The 20,935-nt window shown below is 59.8% G+C and carries 21 protein-coding genes; 11 read left to right on the top strand and 10 right to left on the bottom strand.

The annotated features are described in order from the left end of the window. The first annotated feature begins 113 nt into the window (after positions 1-113). Entirely contained in the window at positions 114-845 is a 732-nt protein-coding gene (locus LB536_RS03010; RefSeq protein WP_224590055.1) for a hypothetical protein, read from the top strand. A 247-nt stretch (positions 846-1,092) separates the two neighbouring features. On the opposite strand, the gene LB536_RS03005 is transcribed toward LB536_RS03010, so the two are convergent. Beyond that, on the bottom strand, positions 1,093-1,287 hold the full coding sequence (locus LB536_RS03005; RefSeq protein WP_140756517.1) for a hypothetical protein: 195 nt from the start codon (positions 1,285-1,287) through the stop codon (positions 1,093-1,095). 386 nt (positions 1,288-1,673) lie between these two features. Here LB536_RS03005 and LB536_RS03000 point away from each other — a divergent pair, with 386 nt between their 5' ends. Next, positions 1,674-2,648 carry a UDP-glucuronic acid decarboxylase family protein gene (locus LB536_RS03000; protein WP_140812729.1) on the top strand — a complete coding sequence of 325 codons (975 nt, stop codon included), beginning with the start codon at positions 1,674-1,676 and terminating at the stop codon, positions 2,646-2,648. Then, entirely contained in the window at positions 2,645-3,616 is a 972-nt protein-coding gene (galE, locus tag LB536_RS02995) for a UDP-glucose 4-epimerase GalE (RefSeq protein ID WP_224590054.1), read from the top strand. The genes LB536_RS03000 and galE overlap by 4 nt, the downstream gene beginning before the upstream one ends. A 22-nt stretch (positions 3,617-3,638) precedes the next feature. Here galE and LB536_RS02990 read toward each other — a convergent pair whose 3' ends face one another. From LB536_RS02990 to LB536_RS02965, 6 genes are read right to left on the bottom strand one after another with little or no spacing between them, the layout of a single operon-like run. Continuing rightward, positions 3,639-4,859, bottom strand: a complete 1,221-nt coding sequence (locus LB536_RS02990) for a glycosyltransferase family 4 protein (RefSeq protein ID WP_224590053.1) — start codon at positions 4,857-4,859, stop codon at positions 3,639-3,641. A 13-nt stretch (positions 4,860-4,872) separates the two neighbouring features. Then, entirely contained in the window at positions 4,873-5,613 is a 741-nt protein-coding gene (locus LB536_RS02985; protein WP_224590052.1) for a class I SAM-dependent methyltransferase, read from the bottom strand. Next, entirely contained in the window at positions 5,610-6,908 is a 1,299-nt protein-coding gene (locus LB536_RS02980; protein WP_224590051.1) for a glycosyltransferase family 2 protein, read from the bottom strand. The genes LB536_RS02985 and LB536_RS02980 overlap by 4 nt, the downstream gene beginning before the upstream one ends. Then, positions 6,905-8,128: a glycosyltransferase family 2 protein gene (locus LB536_RS02975; protein WP_224590050.1), complete on the bottom strand. Its 1,224-nt coding sequence runs from the start codon at positions 8,126-8,128 to the stop codon at positions 6,905-6,907. Before LB536_RS02975 ends, LB536_RS02980 begins: the two co-directional genes overlap by 4 nt. Before the next feature lie 4 nt (positions 8,129-8,132). After that, the gene (locus LB536_RS02970) at positions 8,133-9,923 is read right to left on the bottom strand and encodes an ABC transporter ATP-binding protein (protein ID WP_224590049.1); all 1,791 of its coding nucleotides are present in this window, start codon (positions 9,921-9,923) and stop codon (positions 8,133-8,135) included. Next, a complete protein-coding gene (locus tag LB536_RS02965; RefSeq protein WP_140812736.1) occupies positions 9,920-10,915 on the bottom strand; it encodes a glycosyltransferase family 2 protein in 996 nt (331 codons plus the stop codon). The genes LB536_RS02970 and LB536_RS02965 overlap by 4 nt, the downstream gene beginning before the upstream one ends. Positions 10,916-12,005: 1,090 nt before the next feature. On the opposite strand from LB536_RS02965, the gene LB536_RS02960 reads away from it, so the two are divergent. The 4 genes from LB536_RS02960 (at position 12,006) to LB536_RS02945 (ending at position 15,216) form a co-directional block, all read left to right on the top strand. Beyond that, positions 12,006-12,755, top strand: a complete 750-nt coding sequence (locus tag LB536_RS02960; RefSeq protein ID WP_140756535.1) for a Crp/Fnr family transcriptional regulator — start codon at positions 12,006-12,008, stop codon at positions 12,753-12,755. A gap of 345 nt (positions 12,756-13,100) precedes the next feature. Beyond that, positions 13,101-13,532 carry a DUF2231 domain-containing protein gene (locus LB536_RS02955; RefSeq protein ID WP_224590048.1) on the top strand — a complete coding sequence of 144 codons (432 nt, stop codon included), beginning with the start codon at positions 13,101-13,103 and terminating at the stop codon, positions 13,530-13,532. A 5-nt stretch (positions 13,533-13,537) separates the two neighbouring features. Further along, positions 13,538-14,878 (top strand): PQQ-dependent sugar dehydrogenase, encoded by a 1,341-nt coding sequence (locus tag LB536_RS02950; RefSeq protein WP_411966527.1) that lies wholly within the window; start codon positions 13,538-13,540, stop codon positions 14,876-14,878. Between the two features lie 146 nt (positions 14,879-15,024). Then, positions 15,025-15,216 carry a hypothetical protein gene (locus LB536_RS02945; RefSeq protein WP_224590046.1) on the top strand — a complete coding sequence of 64 codons (192 nt, stop codon included), beginning with the start codon at positions 15,025-15,027 and terminating at the stop codon, positions 15,214-15,216. A 279-nt stretch (positions 15,217-15,495) separates the two neighbouring features. Here LB536_RS02945 and LB536_RS02940 read toward each other — a convergent pair whose 3' ends face one another. Beyond that, complete coding sequence (locus LB536_RS02940) at positions 15,496-16,215, bottom strand: Crp/Fnr family transcriptional regulator (protein WP_224590082.1); 720 nt, start codon at positions 16,213-16,215, stop codon at positions 15,496-15,498. Between the two features lie 242 nt (positions 16,216-16,457). Between LB536_RS02940 and LB536_RS02935 the strand changes: the two genes are divergently transcribed. After that, positions 16,458-16,643, top strand: a complete 186-nt coding sequence (locus LB536_RS02935) for a DUF6894 family protein (RefSeq protein ID WP_224590045.1) — start codon at positions 16,458-16,460, stop codon at positions 16,641-16,643. 20 nt (positions 16,644-16,663) lie between these two features. On the opposite strand, the gene LB536_RS02930 is transcribed toward LB536_RS02935, so the two are convergent. Continuing rightward, positions 16,664-16,921, bottom strand: a complete 258-nt coding sequence (locus LB536_RS02930) for a hypothetical protein (RefSeq protein WP_224590044.1) — start codon at positions 16,919-16,921, stop codon at positions 16,664-16,666. Between the two features lie 249 nt (positions 16,922-17,170). After that, positions 17,171-17,587, bottom strand: coding sequence for an HD domain-containing protein (locus LB536_RS02925; RefSeq protein ID WP_140757031.1), 417 nt, complete (start codon positions 17,585-17,587; stop codon positions 17,171-17,173). Positions 17,588-18,039: 452 nt separating this feature from the next. On the opposite strand from LB536_RS02925, the gene LB536_RS02920 reads away from it, so the two are divergent. The 3 genes from LB536_RS02920 (at position 18,040) to LB536_RS02910 (ending at position 20,801) form a co-directional block, all read left to right on the top strand. Next, entirely contained in the window at positions 18,040-19,023 is a 984-nt protein-coding gene (locus tag LB536_RS02920; RefSeq protein WP_224590043.1) for an ABC transporter substrate-binding protein, read from the top strand. 93 nt (positions 19,024-19,116) lie between these two features. Beyond that, positions 19,117-19,920, top strand: a complete 804-nt coding sequence (locus LB536_RS02915) for an ABC transporter permease (protein WP_027144824.1) — start codon at positions 19,117-19,119, stop codon at positions 19,918-19,920. 122 nt (positions 19,921-20,042) lie between these two features. After that, positions 20,043-20,801, top strand: coding sequence for an ABC transporter ATP-binding protein (locus LB536_RS02910; RefSeq protein WP_224590081.1), 759 nt, complete (start codon positions 20,043-20,045; stop codon positions 20,799-20,801). The last annotated feature ends 134 nt before the right edge of the window (positions 20,802-20,935 follow it).

Genomic DNA, 20,935 nt, shown 5'->3' with positions numbered 1-20,935 from the left:
GTTGGGTTGGCTTGGATAGGAGCCACGCCGCCATGTTGAAGCGCGTTTCATCGACTGCCTCACCTAAGAGTCTTCTCTCCGCCTCCATCGAACTCGCCGGAGATTGGGGTCACATGCTTCCACGCGCGGCCGATCAGGTTGTCGAGCGCATGCGGCATGCCTGCCTGGATGGTGTCCGCCTCGTCTCCGACCGCCAGCCGACGCGGCTTCGCGTCGACGAGCACACTTCCGGCCCACCGGCGGTCTGGTTGCACCCCGACGGCAGCAGCATGGCGTGGATCATTGTCGACATAGGCGAGCGGGACTGGTCGAAGCTCGCCTATCAGTTCGGGCACGAGCTCGGCCATGTCACGGCCAACAGCTGGCAGTCCGACGCCAAGCCGGCGCCGCCCTGCCAGTGGCTCGAGGAAGCGATGGTCGAGGCGTTCTCGCTGCGCGGGCTGGGGCGCCTGGCGAAAGGCTGGAAGGAGAACCCGCCCTTCGCCGGGGACAACGCGTTCGGCGATGTCATTGCCGAGTATCGTCAGAACATCATCCGGGGCTATACCGCGCTCGCCGACAGCCAGGGGCTGACCCGCGACGCCGCGGCGTGGTTCACTAATCATCGCCGCGAGATCGAAATACCCGGCCTCAATCCATTCGCCCAGGCAATGTCGGTGACCATCCTTGCCGAATACGACCGCGCGCCCGAGTGCGTCGAGGCGCTGGGCGCACTCAACCGCTGGCCCGGTCGCACCGGTGTCCCGATCGATGAGTATCTGAAGCGATGGGAGGCGAGTTGTGCGGAACTGCAAGCCTCGCCCCGACTGCCGGTGCGTCTGCGCGAGCTGTTGCGCATCGCGTGATCAGCCCAAGCCGGCGAGTATTTGTCACCTGGGATCGTCACGCGCGAAATAAAGTGCGGACCCGTCCGCTCGCAGGATCAAGCCCTCTCGACCGCGCGCGCCAATGGCCGCTCCCATTGCGAGCGGAATTTCGCACCGATTGCACCGCCCATAAGCTGCAGCCAGTCATGCTGGGTCGCGCCGGAAAGTGTTCATCGACACCGTTTGCGGCAGTTGCCATGAATGCGCTGCGTATTGTGATACCTATTCAGAATTTTTGTTCAAAAAAGTAAATAGAAACAAATGCTGCATGGATCGTGTCGATCCCGGCCAACGGCACCATCGGGCTCTCGTTTAAGCCATTGCAGTCGAATCTCTTCGTGCGCACCAGATGTCTAAACGAACCGAAATCCAGCGCCTTGGCCTGGTGTTGAAGGGCAGCTTTGCGCCCGATCTCTGCCATGAGAGACGCGCTTTGAGGGTTCCCGAAAGCGGACGTCGCGGCAACCAAGTTGAGAGTCTCGGGCGAGCGTATTCGACTAGATGCGGTTCTAACCGCCTTGCACGGTAAGTGAGTATTTTGGCCTGCCGCGAGAATCGAACTCCCAAAAACAATCTGGCAAACCTCCGCAACCGCTGACGCCGGACCAGACGAGGCGCCATCGAGCCTCAACCCTGCAGCTCCATTCGGCCGCGTTGAATTGCCCGAGAGGTCGGCGCCCGCGATAGCGGGTCCCATCGAGAACAATGTCATGCCGGTAACGCAAATTGAAAGCAGGCCAGTGGCAAATGGTCCTGCCGCCGGGTTAGAATATTAGGCTTGCCTAATTTCAACCGGAGACCACGAGAATGCAGCAGGCGAAACAAATCCTGGTGACTGGGGGGGCAGGGTTTCTGGGATCATTTTTGTGCGAGCGGCTGCTCGCTGAAGGTCATGAGGTTGCTTGTGTCGACAATTTCTTCACAGGGAGCCGAAGAAACGTCTCCCATCTGCTCGACAACAGATCGTTCGAGGTCATTCGTCATGACGTGACATTTCCACTCTACGTAGAAGTTGACGAAATCTACAACCTTGCTTGTCCCGCGAGCCCCGTCCACTATCAGTTCGATCCCGTTCAGACGACCAAAACCAGCGTCCATGGTGCGATCAATATGCTGGGGTTGGCCAAGCGGGTTCGCGCAAAGATTCTGCAGGCGTCCACCTCCGAAATTTACGGCGACCCTGAAGTTCATCCGCAAACAGAGGACTATTGGGGCAGAGTGAACCCGATTGGCCCTCGTTCGTGCTACGACGAAGGCAAGCGATGCGCCGAAACCCTGTTTTTCGACTATTGGCGACAGCACAAACTGAGGATCAAGGTAGCGCGTATTTTCAATACTTACGGACCGAGGATGCGTCCAGATGACGGTCGTGTCGTTTCCAACTTCATCGTGCAGGCGCTGCAAAACAAGCCGATAACGGTATACGGCACGGGCGAGCAGACTCGTTCGTTCTGCTATGTCGAGGATCTTATCGACGGTTTGGTTCGCCTTATGCAGACGCCCGACGATGTCACCGGTCCTGTCAATCTCGGCAATCCGGTCGAATTCACTGTGCTTGAACTCGCAAATCTTGTGATCGAACTTACCGGAAGTCGATCGAAAATCAGATTTTCGGCTCTGCCCGTCGACGACCCAAAGCAGCGGCAGCCCGATATCGGGTATGCTGCGCGCGAACTCGAATGGAAGCCAAGAGTCGCATTGCGTAATGGCCTTGCCAAGACCATTGCGTATTTCGAGGACCTGGCTTCGTCCGGGCATGTCCGGCACGCCGCCGCCGAATGAAGACAGTTCTGGTCACTGGCGGGGCCGGCTATATCGGGTCGCACTGCTGCAAGGCGTTCGCCCAATCCGGATGGTCTGTTATTGCCTACGACAATCTCTCGCGGGGCTGGCGCGACGCGGTCAAGTGGGGACCGTTGATCGAGGCAGATATTTCCGACGCCGCGGCCGTGGCGGCAGCCCTCCACCAGTATCGGCCGGACGTGGTGGCTCATTTCGCTGCTTACGCTTATGTCGGCGAATCCGTCGAGCGGCCGGACCTTTACTACCGGAACAACAGTTTCGGGACCCTGGTCTTCCTCGAGGAAATGCTGAAGGCCGGCCTGGACAAGCTGATCTTTTCCAGCACCTGCGCATCTTATGGTATTCCGGTTCGTTTTCCGATTGACGAGATGCACCCGCAGTCGCCCGTCAATCCCTACGGGTGGTCGAAATTCATCATCGAAAGAATGGTGGAGGACCTATCGGTTGCTCGTGGCCTCGACGCGGTCGTGCTTCGGTATTTCAACGCTGCCGGGTGCGATCCCGACGGCGAAATCGGCGAAAGGCATGAACCCGAAACACATGTCGTTCCGCTTGCCATTGAAGCCGCACTGAGGCCGGGCCGCATTTTTACCATCAACGGCACCGATTTCGACACCCGTGACGGAACCGCCGTGAGAGACTACATCCACGTTGTCGACCTCGCCCGCGCCCACGTGCTGGCAGCGGAAAAGCTTCTCGGCGACAAGGGCGTCCACGTCTACAATCTCGGAACCGGGGCGGGTACGACGGTGAACGAACTGGTCGACGCTGTGAGCCGAACTTCGGGGGTGCGCCTCCCGGTAGCTTACGGGCCGCGCAGGCCGGGCGACCCTCCAGCGCTTGTTGCCGCCGCCGGTAAGGCCAAGCGGGAACTCGGCTGGGTGCCCGAGCAATCCGGTATCGACAGGATCGTCGAGACGGCGTTGGCGTGGTACCGTAGCAGGTAGTAATGATCTTGCACCAGAGGCGCTACCGCGCGGTCAACCAACGATCAAGAGCGCCAGAAACTGCGCCGAGCGAGAAGTTTTCCTCTATCCGCTTCCGCGCCGCTTGGCCGAGGCGGTTCCGCATGCCCGGATCATCCTTCAGCTTCTTCAGTGCGTGCGCAATTTCTGCCGGCTGATCCCTCCGAACAATGAGACCGCCGGATGCTTCGCCGTTTTCCAAAATGTCGGGTAGCCCCTGTGCGTCGGTAGCAATGACCGGAAGGCTACAGGCCATCGCCTCCAACGGTGCGACTGGCATGCCTTCGATGCGGGAGGCCGTGACATAGGCATCCGCCGCTGAAAGCCAATGCCGGATCATCGATCGATCCGTGGTGTAGTGGGAAAGCCATCTTGCATTCGGCAATTTGGCCTCGCTCAACAGCCTGGCAAAGACGTCTCGGTCCTGCCCCGAGCCAATGATAACCAGTTCCGATGAGGCGTCGCCGGCAAAGAAGGACCAGGCTCTCAGGAGCACATCGAGCCCTTTCCGACGAATGTCGATGCGTCCGTGGTTGACGACGACGAAAACCTCACGCGCCAACCCAAGGGCTTGCCGCGCTTGCTGGCGCCCTATCGCTTTCCATTCGCTGGAATCGATCGGGTTGGCGATATTTGCGATGTTGAGGGCAATGTGCGGGTAGGCTTTGGCGACCCGTTCACGCTCGGCAGCCGATGCAATGATCAAGCCGCTGCAGGCACGGAGCGACGCCTGTCTGGCAATCGCCTCGATCCAGGAGAGCGTCCGGTCTCCGCCCTGGAAGGTTGCGTAGAGTGGAATGCGCATACGGCGCGCCAAACAGGCAAGCGCATCAAAGCGGGTGTACTCATATTCTTGAACGAGAATTACGTCGCATTGCGACCGGGCGAGAACCTTGCGGAACGCCGGGAGCGGCGTCGCGGCCCAGCGTCGCAGACTGTGAGCCGCTGCGGAGTGACCTTGGCGCGCGCGTCTGCCAGGAACAATCCAGATCGGCACGCCCGTTCCGGCATGGTAGTGGCACTCTATCCCCGAGGCGTGCTCAGAAGCGCAAACAATGACCGGTCTGTGTCCGGCTAGCTGCAGGGCGGAGGCGTAGCCAAACAGCCATCCGCCGGTCATCTGTTCGACGAAATCCTTGAGCCGCAACCCTATCGGATCGAGGAATTCCTCAACGACGTCACCCCACGGAAAGAGAGCGATGACAAGGGAAGCGCGGCTTATCATTTGCCCCGAGAATTCATTTGCGCCAGGAAAAGGCCGTCTCCGTGCCGCGTGTCGAGCGTTGGTGCAGCGCGTAGCCGACGGCCGTTATGGGCGCTGCGAGAGCGTAAAGAAGGTTGCGGCGACGGCGTCCAAGACGAGAAAATGCGATGTCGTGAAAGAGTGCCGTCACCGGGTTGATGAACGTGGCCCGGCGCTCCGGCGCACTGTCGAAGAGCGCTGCGAGTTCCGGATCCCGGTAGCCGCGCCGGACGTGACCCCATTCCTGCATCAGTTCGCTCTCATGCGGGCAATAGGACTTCATGATGCGGAAATACGGGTAATGCCAGTCGGCATGCGGCGTCGAGACAAGAACATACCCGCCGGGTCGCACGACCCTCAAGGCCTCTTGTGCCGCGCTACGGTCATCCTCGATATGTTCAAGCACGTCAAAGAGCGTCGCGACGTCGAAGCTGTCATCCGGGAAGGGGAGGTCACAGGCATCGCCGCAGACGAAGGTCGACCTTGCCCAATCTGGCTGGTGCTTGCCCAACTCGGGATCGAGATCGAGGGTAACGATGTCCGCCTTCGGGTAGAGGATGCTTGCCAGTCCGCTGCGGCCGCCCCCAATTTCCAATATCCGCCCAGGCCCCTCGATCGTCACGGGCGCAACGCGATGAATCGCCCGCATCTTCTCACGGTAAAAAAGGCCGTCTGTCAGGCTGTTTGGAAATGGATTTCGAGACAGGAACTGTCCGAGCGACGCCTTGCGGATCATCGGGTTTTCCTCAGCCAATTTGATGTTCGCCGTTTTCGCCAGCCGAAACGCAAGAGAAACTGGAGACCCGCCAGCCAGCCTTGGACTTCTGCCGCCAGGATTCCGATCCTGCCGGGGGGGCCTTCGAAAAGCGTCTTGACGAATGTTCTCACGAAATATGCGGGCAGCTGCTTCCAGATACGGTCGATGTTTCCGCGGTCCCCGAAATTATCATATTGTGCGACGAGAGCTGCGACGTGGCCCTTCATATAGGCCTTTATCTGCCGCCTAAAGCCCGGCCAGTCGCGGCGATGATGATGGAAGACGACGGCCCGGGGTTCATAAAGGCAAGCCCCTCCTGTTGCCAGAAGCCGGTACCATAGCTCCGAATCCTCCGAACATCCGGCAGCACCGGCGCCGAGGCGCTCGTCGAACGAGCCTACCCGATCGAAGGCAGATCGCCGAAAGGCCATATTGGCCCCGGCGCCGATTTTCCAGACATGCGCTCCGCTTGGCCGAGTCTCCTCGAAGAAGCGTTGGTCGAAGATAAGCGGCACGAAGGTAGTTCCAAACCCGCCCATGTCGAACTGGAAGCGGCGTTGGGCAATCGTATCGAGCCGGGCTGGCAGCACCAGGCCGGTCAATGCCTCGACGTCCCACTCTGCAAAGGCACGCGCGATTTCGGCAGTCCAGCCCGGATGGACCTCGACGTCGTCATCTGTGAAGGCGATGATATCGCGACGGCTTGCACGAATGCCGGCGGATCGGGCAGCGCTCAGTCCGGGGCGTGGCTCGTGAACGTAACGGATGTCGGGGAAGTGGATACATACTGGCCATGCATTGGCGTCGCGCGAATTGTCAACGACGATGACTTCGCCGGGAGCGCTGCGCTGCCTGGCAATACTTTGAAGGCACTGCGCCAGCGCGGGGCCGCGATCACGCGTACAAATGACCACCGAGACGTGCTGCGCGGGCGCGGACGACGCAGTTGCTAGCTCATCGAGGCAACCGACGAGATCCTTGGCATCGAGCGCCGCAGTCAAAGAGAGCACGGACTTTGGCCATCCTTCATAAGTCGCCCGCAACGGGGCGCCCAGTTTGATGCTGCGGGCAGTCAATTGTGCTGCCGAAAATTCCGCTGCAAGCTGCCTCAAGCGTGCCTCTGTGTATGGCAATTCGTCAGGCAAGGACGCTCGCATTCCCAGCGGCAAGTCCTTCCACCAAAAAATCGATAGCGAAGGAGTATCGCCCGCATCGACGTCCGCATCGGGAGAGCCGAGATCGATTTGCCTGATACGGAAGGCGCCGCCACTCACCGGTTCAGCTCCCGAATCGCCTGCACGCGGACACGCGAGCGATCATATTCGCCTGCAAGGCCGTGAATGCCGCCCCACAGCTCTGCAATGGCGAAACCGAAATCCCGACCTTGAAGCTTGCGCACCGCGCGTGCCAGCGCTTTCAGCCGATCGAAGAACCACCAGCGAACCATGGCGCGGTGCCGTGCTCTGAGCGCTGCGTCAGTCCGACGGCTTTTGACAAGGAAGGCCATCATACCAAGACCCCACGTCCAATATTGCCGTCTCAATTGGTCGATCGTCTCGCGGTGCTCATGGTAAACCGCGTACTCTGGTTCGTAGACCATGGACCGGCCTGAACGCAGCACGCGATAGAAAATGTCGAGATCGCCACCGCCAGGCAGCGGTGCTCCAGTGTCGAGCGCTTCGTCAAACCCTCCGAGCGAAAGGAGCAGTGTGCGGTCGAAGGCCATGTTGCAGCCAGCGCCGAGAATACCAGACCCGACCGGATGCAGCGGGTTGTCAAATCGGGCGTTGTGGAATTCATTGCGGTTGAAGCCGCGGCCGAATCCGCCTCGCTGTTCGAAAAAGATCTGGGCCTCTGTGTCGAGGCGAAGCGGCAGCACCAAGCCGGTAAAGCCGCCGGCACCGGGATGATCCCGGCAAACCTTCGCAAGGCCCTCAAGCCAGTTGCGATCAACGACCACGTCATCGTCCAGATAGGCGATCATGCTACCCGAGGCGGAACGAACAGCTGCGTTTCTTGCAAAATCAAGCCCGGCCCTCGGCTCGAAAACGTAACGAATGTCTTTGAAGCGCTGGACGGCTTCGCGTGTAGCCGAATCCGCGGACGCATTGTCCACGACCAGGATTTCGACGAACGGAAAAGCGGACTTCCGGCGGATATCGTCGAGCGAAGCCAGCAGCCGGGAAAGACGTTCGGCGCGGTCTTTCGTACAAATCGCGATTGAGAGGCTCGGCAATGCCGGCTCCGCTACCGGTCTTCGTCGCCGCAACTCCTCTTCCATTTTGGCAACGAGAATACGGGGGGCGAAGCGTTGATCGGCAATGGATCTCAGTCTTTCCGCCGAAAGAACCCCCGTGGTGGGGAGTGTGATCATCTCGAACCCGACAAGCCGGTTCTGCCAGCGGGCAATGAGACCAACGCCATCCTGCTGCGGCCCAAGCTCAATCGGCGCCAGCGGACTTGACAACTCGACGTCGACAATTTTGTAGCCCATCGTCTTAGTTCGTTCCCACGGCAACACGTCCGTGTTGAAACCCGTGAAGTTTTGAAAAATGACCCGGTCGCTTCAGGAGTTGATCCGGCGAACCGACTTCGATCACCCGTCCTTTGGACATGACGATGATCTGGTCGGCGGCCTGGACGGTCGACAGGCGGTGAGCAATGACCACAACGGTGCGATTGTGCGAGTACTGCTCGAGCGCGATCTGGAATGCCTGTTCCGTCTCAACGTCGAGCGCATTCGTGGCTTCGTCCAACAGGAGAATGTCGGGGTTGCGAAGAATGGTACGGGCAAGTGCAATCCGCTGCCTTTGGCCGCCCGACAGGCGCATTCCCTGGTCGCCGATCTGCGTTTCATAGCCCTCCGGAAGCGAGCAGATGAAATCGTCCGCCTTTGCTATGCGGGCCGCCTCGCGCAGGTCGTGCTGATTGGTATCGAAATCGCCGTAGGCGATATTGGCCGCGATGGTATCGTTGAAGAGGTACACTTCCTGAGACATCAACGACAGTCGCTTGCGCCAGCTGCGCAACTCGAAACCCGAAAGCGGCACGCCGTCGGCGAGCACTTCCCCTGAAGTAGGGTCCATAAAGCGAAAGAGCAGCACCATGAGGGTCGACTTGCCGGCACCCGACTCTCCAACAATGGCTGTGGTCTTGCCAGCGGGAATGCTGAAGGAGACGTCGTGCAGTGCAAGTGGCTGATCAGGCGCATAACGAAAGGAGACGCCGCGGAATTCCACTGCCGTCCTGAGTGGAGGGGCTGATAGATTGCCTTGGCTGAGAAAGGGCGTTTGCGTTGTGCGTAGAAAATCGTCCACATCGTCTATAGCGCCGGCAAGCCCGTCCAGCGCGATCTTCGATTGCAGCAATTCCCGCGTTGGACCCTGGAGGCGATAAAGGAGCGACAGGAAAGCAGCGAGCGCCGCGATTCCTATGCTTGCGGACTCTGCAATGAGAACGAGGACGCCGATCAGAACCGTGATCGATACCTCGGAGACCGGCCCGGGGGTAGCCCAAAGCATGTCGAGCCTCAGTAGGCGGCGCCGTACCCTGTCCGATGTCTTAAGGAACCGATCTTGCTCGTAGTCTTCTTGTGCGAAGGCACGGATCAACTGCAGTGAATTTATGCTTTCCCACATCCTGAGGCCGAACTGCTTGTTTTCTTCGACGACGGCCTTGCCGGTCTCGTCCGCACGTCGCGTGGCCAGGCGAATGGCCATTGCACCGAAGAGCAGAAAAATCATGGAAAAAAAGGTCAATCGAACCGAGATCAAGAGCATCAAGAGAACGAAGACCACGAAGGTGCAAAAGCAGATCATCAAGCGATAGGCCAGGCTCAGCCCTTGGCTGACCTTCCAGGTGTTATTGGCAATCGTCGTGATGATGTCCGATCGTCTGTTTTCGACCCGGTAATCGATGCACGAACTTATCGTCTGATCAAAAACCCTGGATCGCAACCGATGCGCAACGAGGCCGTCGACATATCTGGTCACCCAGGTGTTGATAAGGTGGACCGCATTTTTGAGAATGATGCTGACACACAGCGCTCCGACCAGGAACGCGGTTAGGCGATGCTGCGGAATGGACGACAGGAGCTGGTCAAATACCGGCTGCCATCGACCGGACTGAGGTGGCGAGGCTCCGAGGCTCTGCAGCAACGGGATGAACAGGACGAGACCGGCACCTTCCAGAACCGCCGCAACCAGTCCAAGCCCCACCACAGTCGGTCCAGCCCACGCTGGCGCTGCCGACAGGCGAAAAAGCCGCCGCAATTGCATGAACAGGTTCACCAGATCCTCTCTGCGTAGTGAGGCTGGAACTCGGCGTTCTTGTTTTGCACCCTCTTCACTCGAATTTTGATCCAGCGCGGGACCAATCTGGCCCGGCAATAAATGTCCAGCATGTTCGGCAGACGAGAAATAGCCGTGCCCGGCTCCAGGACAACGAGTCTCTTGAACAGGTCGTACGCTGCGGAAAGCCGTCCGCAGATCAACGCTCTCACGGCGAGCCAATGCAGCATGTCGACCAGATGATCATCGAGCTCGCCCCCGAATTCCGGGTATTTTTCGCGAAATTCGGCGAGCACAATTTCACACGAACGAAGCATCTGCATGACATCGCTCGACATGTTGATGTTTGTCATTCGGTAGCCGACGAGGTGCTGACGAACGACGCGGAACTCGTAATGTTCCGCGATTCTAAGGCACATCAGCAGGTCTTCGCAGCCTTGTGCGTTCCTGGCCCTCAAGGAAGGATCAAAGCCTCCTACGCGCTCAAATGCGGAGCGTCGAACCAGCATCGAGCTTCCGTTGCCGACAAAATTCGTCCTGCACATGCGTTGGAGGACGCGACCCTCGGCGTCGGGTCGGTTATGCAATGAGAATACCCGGCCATCGCCGTCTATATCGGCAAACCAGCAATATGCCAGGCCTGCAGAAGAGCCACCCTGCTGCAAGGCACACATCTGAAGCGCGATTTTGGATGGGGCCCAAAGATCATCCGCATCAATGAACGCGAGGAACCTCGCATCGGTAGAAGCAGCGCCTCGGTTGCGAGCTTTCGCGACGCCGGCGTTTGACTGCTCTACCAGGCGTATGCGCCGATCTTGTTCGGCATAAGAGGCCACAATTGAAGCAGACAGATCCGTCGACCCGTCGTCGACCACGATGATGTCAAGGGCCTGATAGTCTTGCCTGCAGATGCTGTTCAGGGTCGCGCGAATGGTTCGTTCGGCATTGAACATCGGCACCACAACGCCCACCGTGGCATTGTCTCGGATCATGGGCCTCTGTTTCTCCGCGACAATTGGCTATGCAGGTGTTGTGACGGCGAGGCCGCCGAGCTTCTCGATGACGCGGCGCCACCGGCCGCGCCTTCGGAGCAGACATTCGCGCTGGGGCGCAGATTCTTTGCCGCAAAACCCAAAGCGGCGTCACCTCCCGAAACCAGCGTGCTGCATTGCTGCTGCACCGCACACCAAATTATACTGCAATGCACCAAATTGCTAATTTAAATATCTCTAAAGTAGGCCCTCCCAAATCAGTTTTTTTTACGGTCGGAAACAGCAATTGAAGGCACCCGGAAGGTCACTAGTCCCGGCTGCCACGGCGGCTGCTCATACGAAGCGCACCATAGAGCTGCCGCCCCTAATCCTTTGCGACCTCGCCTTTGTGCTGCCGGCGCGACAGAATGGGCGACTGCATCATGCGCTCGAGCATTGACAGCAGCCGTAATCGCTGTGGCGTGGTGATGGCCGCCACTTTGGCAGAGGCCTCCTTCAGAGCTCTTTTCGCAGGACGATGCGCGCCGCGCCAGGAAGCGCGTCGGGGCGCTCGCCCTGCCGATCGGGTGTCATCTGCAAAGAGCTTGAGGGCGAAGACAAACGGCACGGCGGAACCGCCCGAGCGGGGCTCGGTCGAATTGATTCGCCAAGTTCAGTATGAAAGCGTACAAAAAAGGGTCGTCAGCAGCACAATACGGGCGTTGACGCTTGGGAGCGACCATCGCACTCCTGCCCCAGCGTGAGGCTAGGATGTCATGGCGAAAGACCCTGAACGCCCCGGTCTAGCGGCCGAAGTCGTGCGTGCACTTGCCCGGGAATCGGGCGCTACGGAACAGCAGATACGTGACATAGTGTTGCTGATAGGGTTCGACCGCTCCTCGATCCTCAGGGAAGCTCGCCTTCTGGCGAAGGATGGATAGCCGACGAACTTGCGATTTTTCCACAGCAGCTACTGTCGGTTTCATACCGAGACCGCCGCCTGCCTAGTGCTGGCCGGGTAGGACAGTCTATGTTTTGCCACCGTTCGCTCGTTCGAGGGGCGCGGGCGGCCGAGAGATCCTAGTGCTCTTGCCCAGGTGGAGAGCATTTCGTGGATCGCAAGGTTCTGCAGGCCAAGAGCGAGTTGTTGCGCCGGATGAGCGCGGACGATTTCGAACGGCTGCGGCCGCATCTCAAGAGCGTTTTTCTGGAGTTGCGATCGCCGTTGGAGAACGAAGGCCAAAAGATCGAGGCCGTCTATTTCTTGGAGAGTGGCATCGCATCGGTCGTCGCCAAGGCTTCGGCGACGGCGGAAGCAGAGGTCGGAATAATCGGCTTCGAAGGCATGACCGGTTCGGCGCTGATCATGGGCGACGACCTGGCAAGCTTCGATTGTTACGTCCAGTCCACCAGTGAAGCGCTACGGATGAGCGCCGCGCCATTCCTCGAGGCCTTGGAAGATAGCCCTACCTTGCGGCCGTTCCTGTTGCGCTACGTCCAATATCTCCATATCCAGACGAGCTACACGGCATCGATCAACGCGCGGCACAGCCTGGAGGTCCGGCTGGCGAGATGGCTTCTGATGTGCAGCGACCGGACCGTCGGTGACAGGCTTACGATAACCCACGAATTCCTTTCCGTCATGCTGGGCGTCAGGCGCCCCGGGGTTACCGTGGGGCTTCAGACAATCGAGAGTCATGGCTACATCCGAGCCCGCCGCGGCGAAATCACGATCCGGGATCGGCAAGGTCTCATGATGCTGGCACGGGACTCTTACGGCCCTCCCGAGCTGCAATACCGCCGGCTGGTCGGGGACCTAGGTTCAAAGAACCCTTCGAGGCAGGACCGTCCGCTCAACTGACCGCCTTCGCTGCAGGGTTGCGGGGCCGGAATTGCGGGAATGGCCGACGCGGCGATGCCGGTGACGGCACATTGCCTAAGCCCGCGTCGGCCATTGCGGCATGGTTTGAGAATGCCGCCTAGCCAATCTAGTCGTCCAGGGAAGACTGACAATAAAGGTCAAAGGGTTGGTAAGAAGCGTACAAAGCTTAGCACGCCCACGCTTCGCGTGCGCCGTTCATAACCGTCATTGATCGGCATTGGCCAGGCAATCACAAGTCCTTGAACGAAAACTGTTCCCGGAACCTCTCAACTCCAGGTTTGTTTGAAGCCCAGGTGCCATCTGGAGCAGGGGTGGAGAAGGTCCATGGTCAATTCGCGATCAATGCCGGTGGTCGCCAGGCGTCCGATCTATCGGGCGCCAATGGCGATCGCCAATGCCTGTTTCATCGGCACGCTCCTGACTGACCTCGCTTATTGGCGTACCGCGGAGATGATGTGGGCCGATTTTTCCGCATGGCTATTGTTGGCTGGTCTGGTGATGGGTGCGCTTGCGGTGATTGCGGCCCTTGTTGATCTCTTCACCGGTCGGATGTTCCCAGTACGCTGGGCCTATCTGTTCGGCAGCCTTGTGGTGCTTGTGCTGTCGCTTTTCAACGCGCTGGTGCACAGTCGTGACGCCTGGACGTCGGTCGTGCCGACAGGGCTCATCCTCTCCGCGGCGGCCGTGATCGTCCTGCTTCTCGTGTGGCTGCTGCGGTGGAGCACCGGCCGCGCTCCCGTGGAGGTGGTCGAATGAGCGCCATGCGGGTTTCCAACAGACACATCCGGCATGCCATGGGGTTGGGCCTGCTGTGCGGATCGCTTCTGGCATTGCCTGCCTGCAGCGACGACGACCCAGACCCAAGCGGCCAGGTCGGGCCGAACCCGACACTGCCCGAACCGACGCAATATCTGGTTCCGCCAATGCATGTCGCTTCGATCATTGGCTGGAAACAGGACGACAAACCCACGGTTGCGAAGGGTTTGCAGATCCAGGCATTCGCCAAGGGATTGAAGCATCCGCGCTCGCTCTACATCTTGCCGAATGGCGACATTCTCGTGGTCGAGTCCGTGGCACCGCCCGCCGCCGCGATCAAGCGTCCGAAGGACTTGATCATGGGCTGGATCGAGTCCATGGCGACGTCGGGCGGCGGCACCGAAGGAAGCAACCGCATAACCTTGCTGCGCGATACGAACGGCGATGGTGTGCCCGATGTCCAGGGCGTCTTCCTCGACCATCTCAATTCGCCCTTCGGCGTGGCTCTGGTCGGCAACGACCTCTATGTCGCCAACACGGACGCCATCGTGCGCTATCCCTACAAGCCAGGCGATACCAAGATCACCGCGCCGGGCACCGTGCTGACGCCGCTGCCCGGCGGCCCGATCGATCACCACTGGACCAAATCTCTCGTCGCCAGCCCGGACGGATCGCTGCTTTATGTCGGCGTCGGCTCCAACAGCAACATCACCGAGAACGGCATCCAGGCGGAAAAGGACCGCGCCGCCATCTGGGAGGTCGACAGGGCGACGGGCCGTTCGCGCATTTTCGCAAGCGGGCTGCGCAATCCGAACGGTTTGAGTTGGGAGCCGCAGAGCGGAGCCCTTTGGGCCGTCATCAACGAGCGCGACGAACTCGGCCCCAATCTGGTTCCCGACTACATGACTTCGGTCAAGGACGGCGCGTTTTATGGCTGGCCCTACAGCTACTATGGCCAGCATGTCGATCCGCGGGTGATGCCGCAGCGGCCCGACCTGGTCGCCAAGGCGATCCCCCCGGACTATGCACTGAGCTCCCATGTCGCGCCCTTGGGCCTGGCATTTTACACCGGTACCAATCTGCCCGAATCCTATCGCAATGGCGCGTTTGTCGGCGAACATGGCAGCTGGAACCGCAAGCGCTTCAACGGCTACAAGGTCGTTTTCATACCATTCAATGGAGGTCATCCCGACGGCAAGCCTCAGGACGTCGTCACCGGTTTCCTTGACAATGACAACAAGGCGCATGGCCGGCCCGTGGGCGTTGCCGTCGACAAGTTGGGTGCTTTGTTGATTGCGGACGATGTCGGAAACACGGTCTGGCGCGTGACTGCGGCATCTCGGTAGCCGTTTCGGGTCGTATGCGCAGGTAGAGCGCGCGGTGATTTCGGCACGACTTGGTAAAAACCGTACAGTGAAAAGTCATCAAATTTAAATGACGGAACCTCGTTCCGCATGAAAATTCCGCATTGGCTGATGCTTGGGAGGAAGCCGTGCACAGAACCCAGCACAAAAGCAAAGTCGGAACCCAGATCGAGGTCGTCGAAGGGTGCGGCGAATGGTTCGTCCGCGTGATCTGCGACGGTCAGGAAACCACCTGCCAATTCGAACTCGAATCCTTCGCCCTGGCCTATGCCGAGGGCCAAAGGCTTCGCTTGAAGCTGGCTGGTATCAAGCGCCTTTAGTACCTGCTACGCCAAATAGGGCAGGCAGGTCGGACGGACGAAAGGCCAGGTCGGCAAATGCCGAACCGACAAATGTCGCGGCGTCGGTGGACGCCATTCTCGACGAGTTGCAGAACAGCCCCTTTTCATCGATGCAAGCCGCCATGGCAATGCTGCGGGAGCGGACCGGTACAGAGCGATCGGATGCAGATCTAAAGGCTTGATCACCAAGAAGGTTGCTGTGCGGGGCATTCAGTTTTTTGACGAGAAAAGCAGCACCGCACATTGAGCCAAGGCCGTTTATCTCGGCTCATTGTTCATGCTCAGATAGGTAGGGTCGAACTCGGCAATCCTGGCAAGTTGCTCCCAGTCCAGAATGGTGACCGTATGGTTCGTCCAGGTAATCACCTTGATCTTCTTCAGGCCCCCGATCACCCGGTTCATGTGCACGACCGACAACCCGAGTACGTCGGCCATTTCAGCCTGTGACAGCGGTAGATGGAAGCTCATGCCGTCGGTGCGTTTCACCGCCTGCAGGCGCACGAACAGTTCGCATATGAGATGGGCCAGATGCGAGGTCTTGGAGCGGCGGCCCATTGCCACGATCCATTCGCGATGAATGGCGCCATCGACCAGCGTGTCAAGCCACAACAGCCGGGCCAGGTGAGGAGCCTGTTCGGTGATGGCTTTCAGCTTGTTGTGATCCGCGAACATCACCCGGCAAGGGGCAAGTGCGACGATACCGTGATCCATGGTCTTGAGCAAAAAGGCGTGGAGATCTACAAAGTCGCCGGGCACCTGCAAGGACGTGAACTGCCGGCCGCCGTCCTCGAGCACCTTATAGCGTGCCGCCAGGCCGTCCAGCAGCATGGTGCTATAGCTTGGCCGGGATCCCACTCCGACCAGGTCCTGCCCCTTTTCGAACTCCCGTCCAAAAGAAACCGTTTCGGCCAACAAGGCCTTCTCTTCGTCCGAGAGAGTGTCGTGCTGGCCGAGTTGCAGGTAGAGAGACTCTAACATGATAGCCTCGAAACGATCGGGGTTGAAACGCCGATCGCCGGTTGTCTCGGACGCAAGCATGGCAGCCGGACCGCAGGCCTTCGGAAGATGGCGGACACTATCAATCGGCAGCCTGGCCGCACTCTGGTGCAAGCGCCGGAGCGGATAGGGAACCACCAGCGCCGCCGAATATTTAGCACGCTAAGGTGTCCAAGGCTGCCCGAAAATGAAACTGTATCATTTCGATCTTTGGCGATGGCCTGGTGCCGGACGACGATGGCCAGCCGTTCGAATCGCGAGAACAGGCGAGGGCGGAAGCCATTCGCATCTTGCAGGATGTCGCTCGCGACGAAACGCCGGATCGCGATCTGGTCAAGATCACCGTCAAGGTGCGCAATGAGGCGGGCGCCCAGGTGTTCGAGGCATCGCTTGTCCCGACTGCCGGGTAGAGCGCGTCACCTTGATCCGGTCAGCGTGGGAGGCGCTCTGGAATTTGCACCACATTCTCTGATCCAGGCAGCTCGAAGGCCATGGCCAACCGACGCGCGGAGGCCATTTCCACGATCAGCTCTTCGATCGAACGATCCGGCAACCCCGTCTTCACTTTCTGCCTTACCCTTGCTGTGAGTTCATGAACCCGGACAGGCGTGAAAAGCGGGCTGTCGTCCAGCAACCTGCTGATTTCGATCACCACATCGGCGTCAATGTCTTTCGGCAATTCCCGCATGGGCGCCACCTTGGTCTCGAAGCGACCCGAAGGCGATCAGGCATCGCGCACCAGAAGCGTGCCGGCCGCGGATCGATCGTCGGATTCATAAAACCATCCGCCCGGCGCGTCACGAAAAAACATGGTACGAAAATTACCAAACGGGTTGGTCCCCGTAATCATGCATCTTGGCCAAATCGCGCGGCTACGGGCATCGACCGGTGGCGCATGTGGCATGCCGTGGCGCGTTTGCCGCCAGCATCCCTGCATTCACTTGGTGAACTCGTCGTCAAGAATGCGCAGCGCCTCTTCATATCTGGCCGTGGATGCTCCGATCTGTCGTGATTGCCAGATATTGTCGGTCAAATCCGCCCGTTTTACCGGCAACGCCAATGGGTTCGATGCAGCCCGGCGTACGAATGCGAAATAGTCCTCGCCTTCTCTGCGTGTCATGGCATCGACCGCTGCGGCGATCGTCGGTCCGAAGCCCGCCTCTTCGAGTCTGGTCCGGTTCCAGCCGTCGCTTTTTTCCAGGACGTCGTGCAGATAGGCGACGACTTTCTGGTCCATCGTCTCGACAGCGTCGACCACTCGACGGCAATGGTCGATATAGGGGCCTCCTGTCTTGTCGTGCTGCGATGCATGGGCCTGCTCCGCAATCTTGGCCGCCCGATAGAAAATACTCATCACATGATCTCCGCCCTTTCGGCCAGCGAGCCGCGTTGCCTTCAGGCACCACCCGCTTCCTGGTTTCGCATGCGATCCACCCCGCAGCAAAACGCCGGCCGCCGGCGTCGGTTCCTGTGCCTTTTGCAGGAGCGGTTCCCGCACGGGACACCCGTCTCTTCGAGCGCCATGGCATCGAGGCCGCTTCGGTCGACGGGCCGACGGAAATGGACCGGCCAGGGGTCCCAGAACCAGGCCGCCGATCGGTGATGGACCGCTTCGGTTTCGACGAAGCAATAGGCAGAAAAAGACTTCTTTTTGCGATCCGGCCCGAATGCTCTCTTGCGGACCTTAGAACACGCAAGGCTCGCTTGGGAGGCGACGCCCAAACAAGAGCGGCTGCCAAAACAAGGGCCGGCATACGCCGCTTGAATGAGGCCGATGCCGGCAACAGCTATAGGGGAACCACGACGATGAAGACTTTCCGAAATCGCCTGATGAGCGCGGTCGGCGCAGGCTTGCTGGGCTTGGGGCTTGCCGCTCCTGCCAACGCGGGCGCCATTCGCCTTGGCATGACGACCTGGGTGGGCTACGGCCCGTTGTTTCTTGCCCGCGACCTTGGTTACTTCAAGGAGGCCGGCGTCGATGTCGACCTGAAGGTCATAGAAGAATCAGCGCTTTACATGGCGGCGGTCGCCGGTGGCGATCTCGATGGCGCCGCCTCCACCGTCGACGAGCTGATGAAATACCGCTCGGACGATCTCTGTTTCAAATATGTCCTGGCGCTCGACGACAGCCACGGCGGTGATGGCGTCGTCACACAACCCGACGTCAAGTCGCTCAAGGATCTGAAGGGCCAGCAGGTGGCCTTGAACGAGGGCTCCGTTTCCGAATTCTGGTTCAATGTGCTGCTGAAAAAGGAAGGCATGACCGAGGACGACGTCACCATCACCAACATGACCGCCGATGACGCGGCGACAGCCTTCATCGCCGGCCAGGTTCCCGCCGCCGTGACCTGGGAGCCGCACCTCACCGAAGTCCGCAAGGGCGGCAAGGGAAAGGTGCTGATCGATTCCACGACCACCCCTGGCCTGATTGTGGATGTGATCGCCCTCAAATGCGATCTCATCGAAAAGCATCCCGAGGACGTAAAGGCCCTCGTCAAGGGCTATTACAAGGCGGTCGAATTCATCAAGACCAATCCGGAAAAGGCCTATGAGATCATGGCCAAGGGCATTGGTGGCTATCTCGAAAAGCCAGAGGATTTCGCGGCCGGCGCCAAAGGCGTGCGCTATTACGACCACGATCGTAACCTGGAATTCTTCGGCACGCCGCAGAAGAGCGAGGCGTCCGACCTGGTGAACTTCGCGCAGGACATCTGGGGCAAGGCCGGCAAGCTCAAGATGACGATCGACGCGAAAACCATCCTCGACACCGATTTCATCAAGGAGCAGTGAGCCTTCGAGAAACCGGGGTCGCTCCGTCTGGGCCGATCCCGGTTTTCGGCAGGCCAGAGCTTCGCGCTTCAGAAGATCAACGGAGGCCACCCCATGGCACAGAGGCGGACGGCGTGGACACGCCTGACGACCCCATTCGCCAACATTCCCGCCAGCACGGCAACAACACTCGCGCTGGCGATGTGGGTGGTCGTGATCGGCGGCTGGGCTCTTCTGTCCTACGGCCGCGTCGTGCCGAACATGTTCCTGCCAACGCCCGGAACCGTGCTGCAGACGACCTATCGCATGTCTTTGGACGGCAGCCTCTTCTATCACACTTTGACCAGCGCCAAGGTGGTGATCCTGGGCTTCATCGTCTCCTCGCTGATCTCGGTACCCCTGGGGCTGTGGATGGGGACCTACCGGGTGGTGCAGGCGCCGCTGGAACCCTTGGTCAACTTCATCCGCTACCTGCCCGTGACCTCCTTCGTGCCCCTGTTCATCCTTTGGATCGGCATTGGTATCGAACAGCGCATAGCGGTCATCTTCTTCGGCACCTTCTTCCAGCAACTGGTGATGATCTCCGACTGCGCGCGCAGCGTATCCAGGGATTTGGTCAACGCCTCCTACACTCTGGGCACCAAGCGCAGCGAAGCCGTGTGGCACGTCATTTTCCCGGCCGCGCTTCCAGCGATCCTCGACACGCTTCGCGTCACCATGGGCTGGGCCTGGACCTATCTGGTCGTGGCCGAGCTCGTCGCCGCGTCGAGCGGCCTCGGCTACATCAGCCTGAAGGCGATGCGAGGCTTCCAGGTCGACGTGATCTTCATGGCGATCGCCGCGATCGGGCTTCTGGGGCTCATCACAGACACGGCGTTCCGCATTATCCGGGCGAGGGTCGCGCCATGGGCATCCTGATTTTGAACGCAAACTCGCAGACCGCAGTCGGATCAAGGGTAGCAATGAGCGAGACCATCAAGGCGAACGATCTGGCCGGCACGGCCGCGACGACCGGCGATCCGCGCTCGACCGGCACGACGATGGCCATCGAAGACGTGACATTGCGCTACGGCGACGCCAACGGCGTGCTGGCACTGGACGATGTGTCGCTGAAGGTGGCCAAGAACGAGTTCTGCGTCATCGTCGGCCCTTCGGGATGCGGCAAATCCAGCCTGCTCTACCTTGCGGCCGGCCTCAATGACGCGACTTCGGGCAGCATCAAGGTCGATGGCAGGGAAGTGATCGAACCCGGCCCCGACAGAGGCATGGTGTTCCAGAGCTACACCTTGTTTCCCTGGCTCACCGTGCGCGCCAACATCGAGTATGGGCCCAAGCGCAAGGGCCTGCCGGCGGGGCGGCGCAAGCAGATCGTCGACCAGTATCTCGACGAAGTCGGCCTCGCGCCTTTTGCCGACCACTACCCTGCCCAGCTTTCCGGCGGCATGAAGCAACGCGTGGCGATCGCGCGCGCCCTTGCCAACGACCCGGCCGTTCTGTTGATGGACGAGCCCTTCGGCGCCTTGGACAGCCAGACTCGCGGCACCATGCAGAAACTGCTTTTGCGCGTCTGGGAGAGGCAGCAAAAGACCGTGCTGTTCGTTACCCACGACATAGACGAGGCGCTCGTCCTGGGTGATCGTGTCCTGGTGATGACGGCCAGGCCCGGCAAGATCAAGGCCGAGATCAAGGTCGACATTCCCAGGCCGCGCTCGATGGATGTGATCCTCGAACCCGAGTTCATCGCGCTCAAGCGCCGCATCCTCGGCCTTTTGCACGACGAGATCGACGAGGATCATTGATGCATGTCACCCAAACGCATGCCCACGGGCTCTTCCCGAGGGTGTGCGGCGGTCTTGGGAGAACGACGTGCTTGGTTGGCGCAGTTCAGTGATACCAGACGCTGAGCCGCGCTCAAATCCCGAAGGCGAGGCGG

It is taken from the genome of Mesorhizobium sp. ES1-3 (assembly GCF_020164795.1).
In the GTDB taxonomy this organism is placed as follows: domain Bacteria; phylum Pseudomonadota; class Alphaproteobacteria; order Rhizobiales; family Rhizobiaceae; genus Mesorhizobium.
Note: the sequence above shows the minus strand (reverse complement) of the source record. Positions and strands in the feature narration are given on the sequence as shown.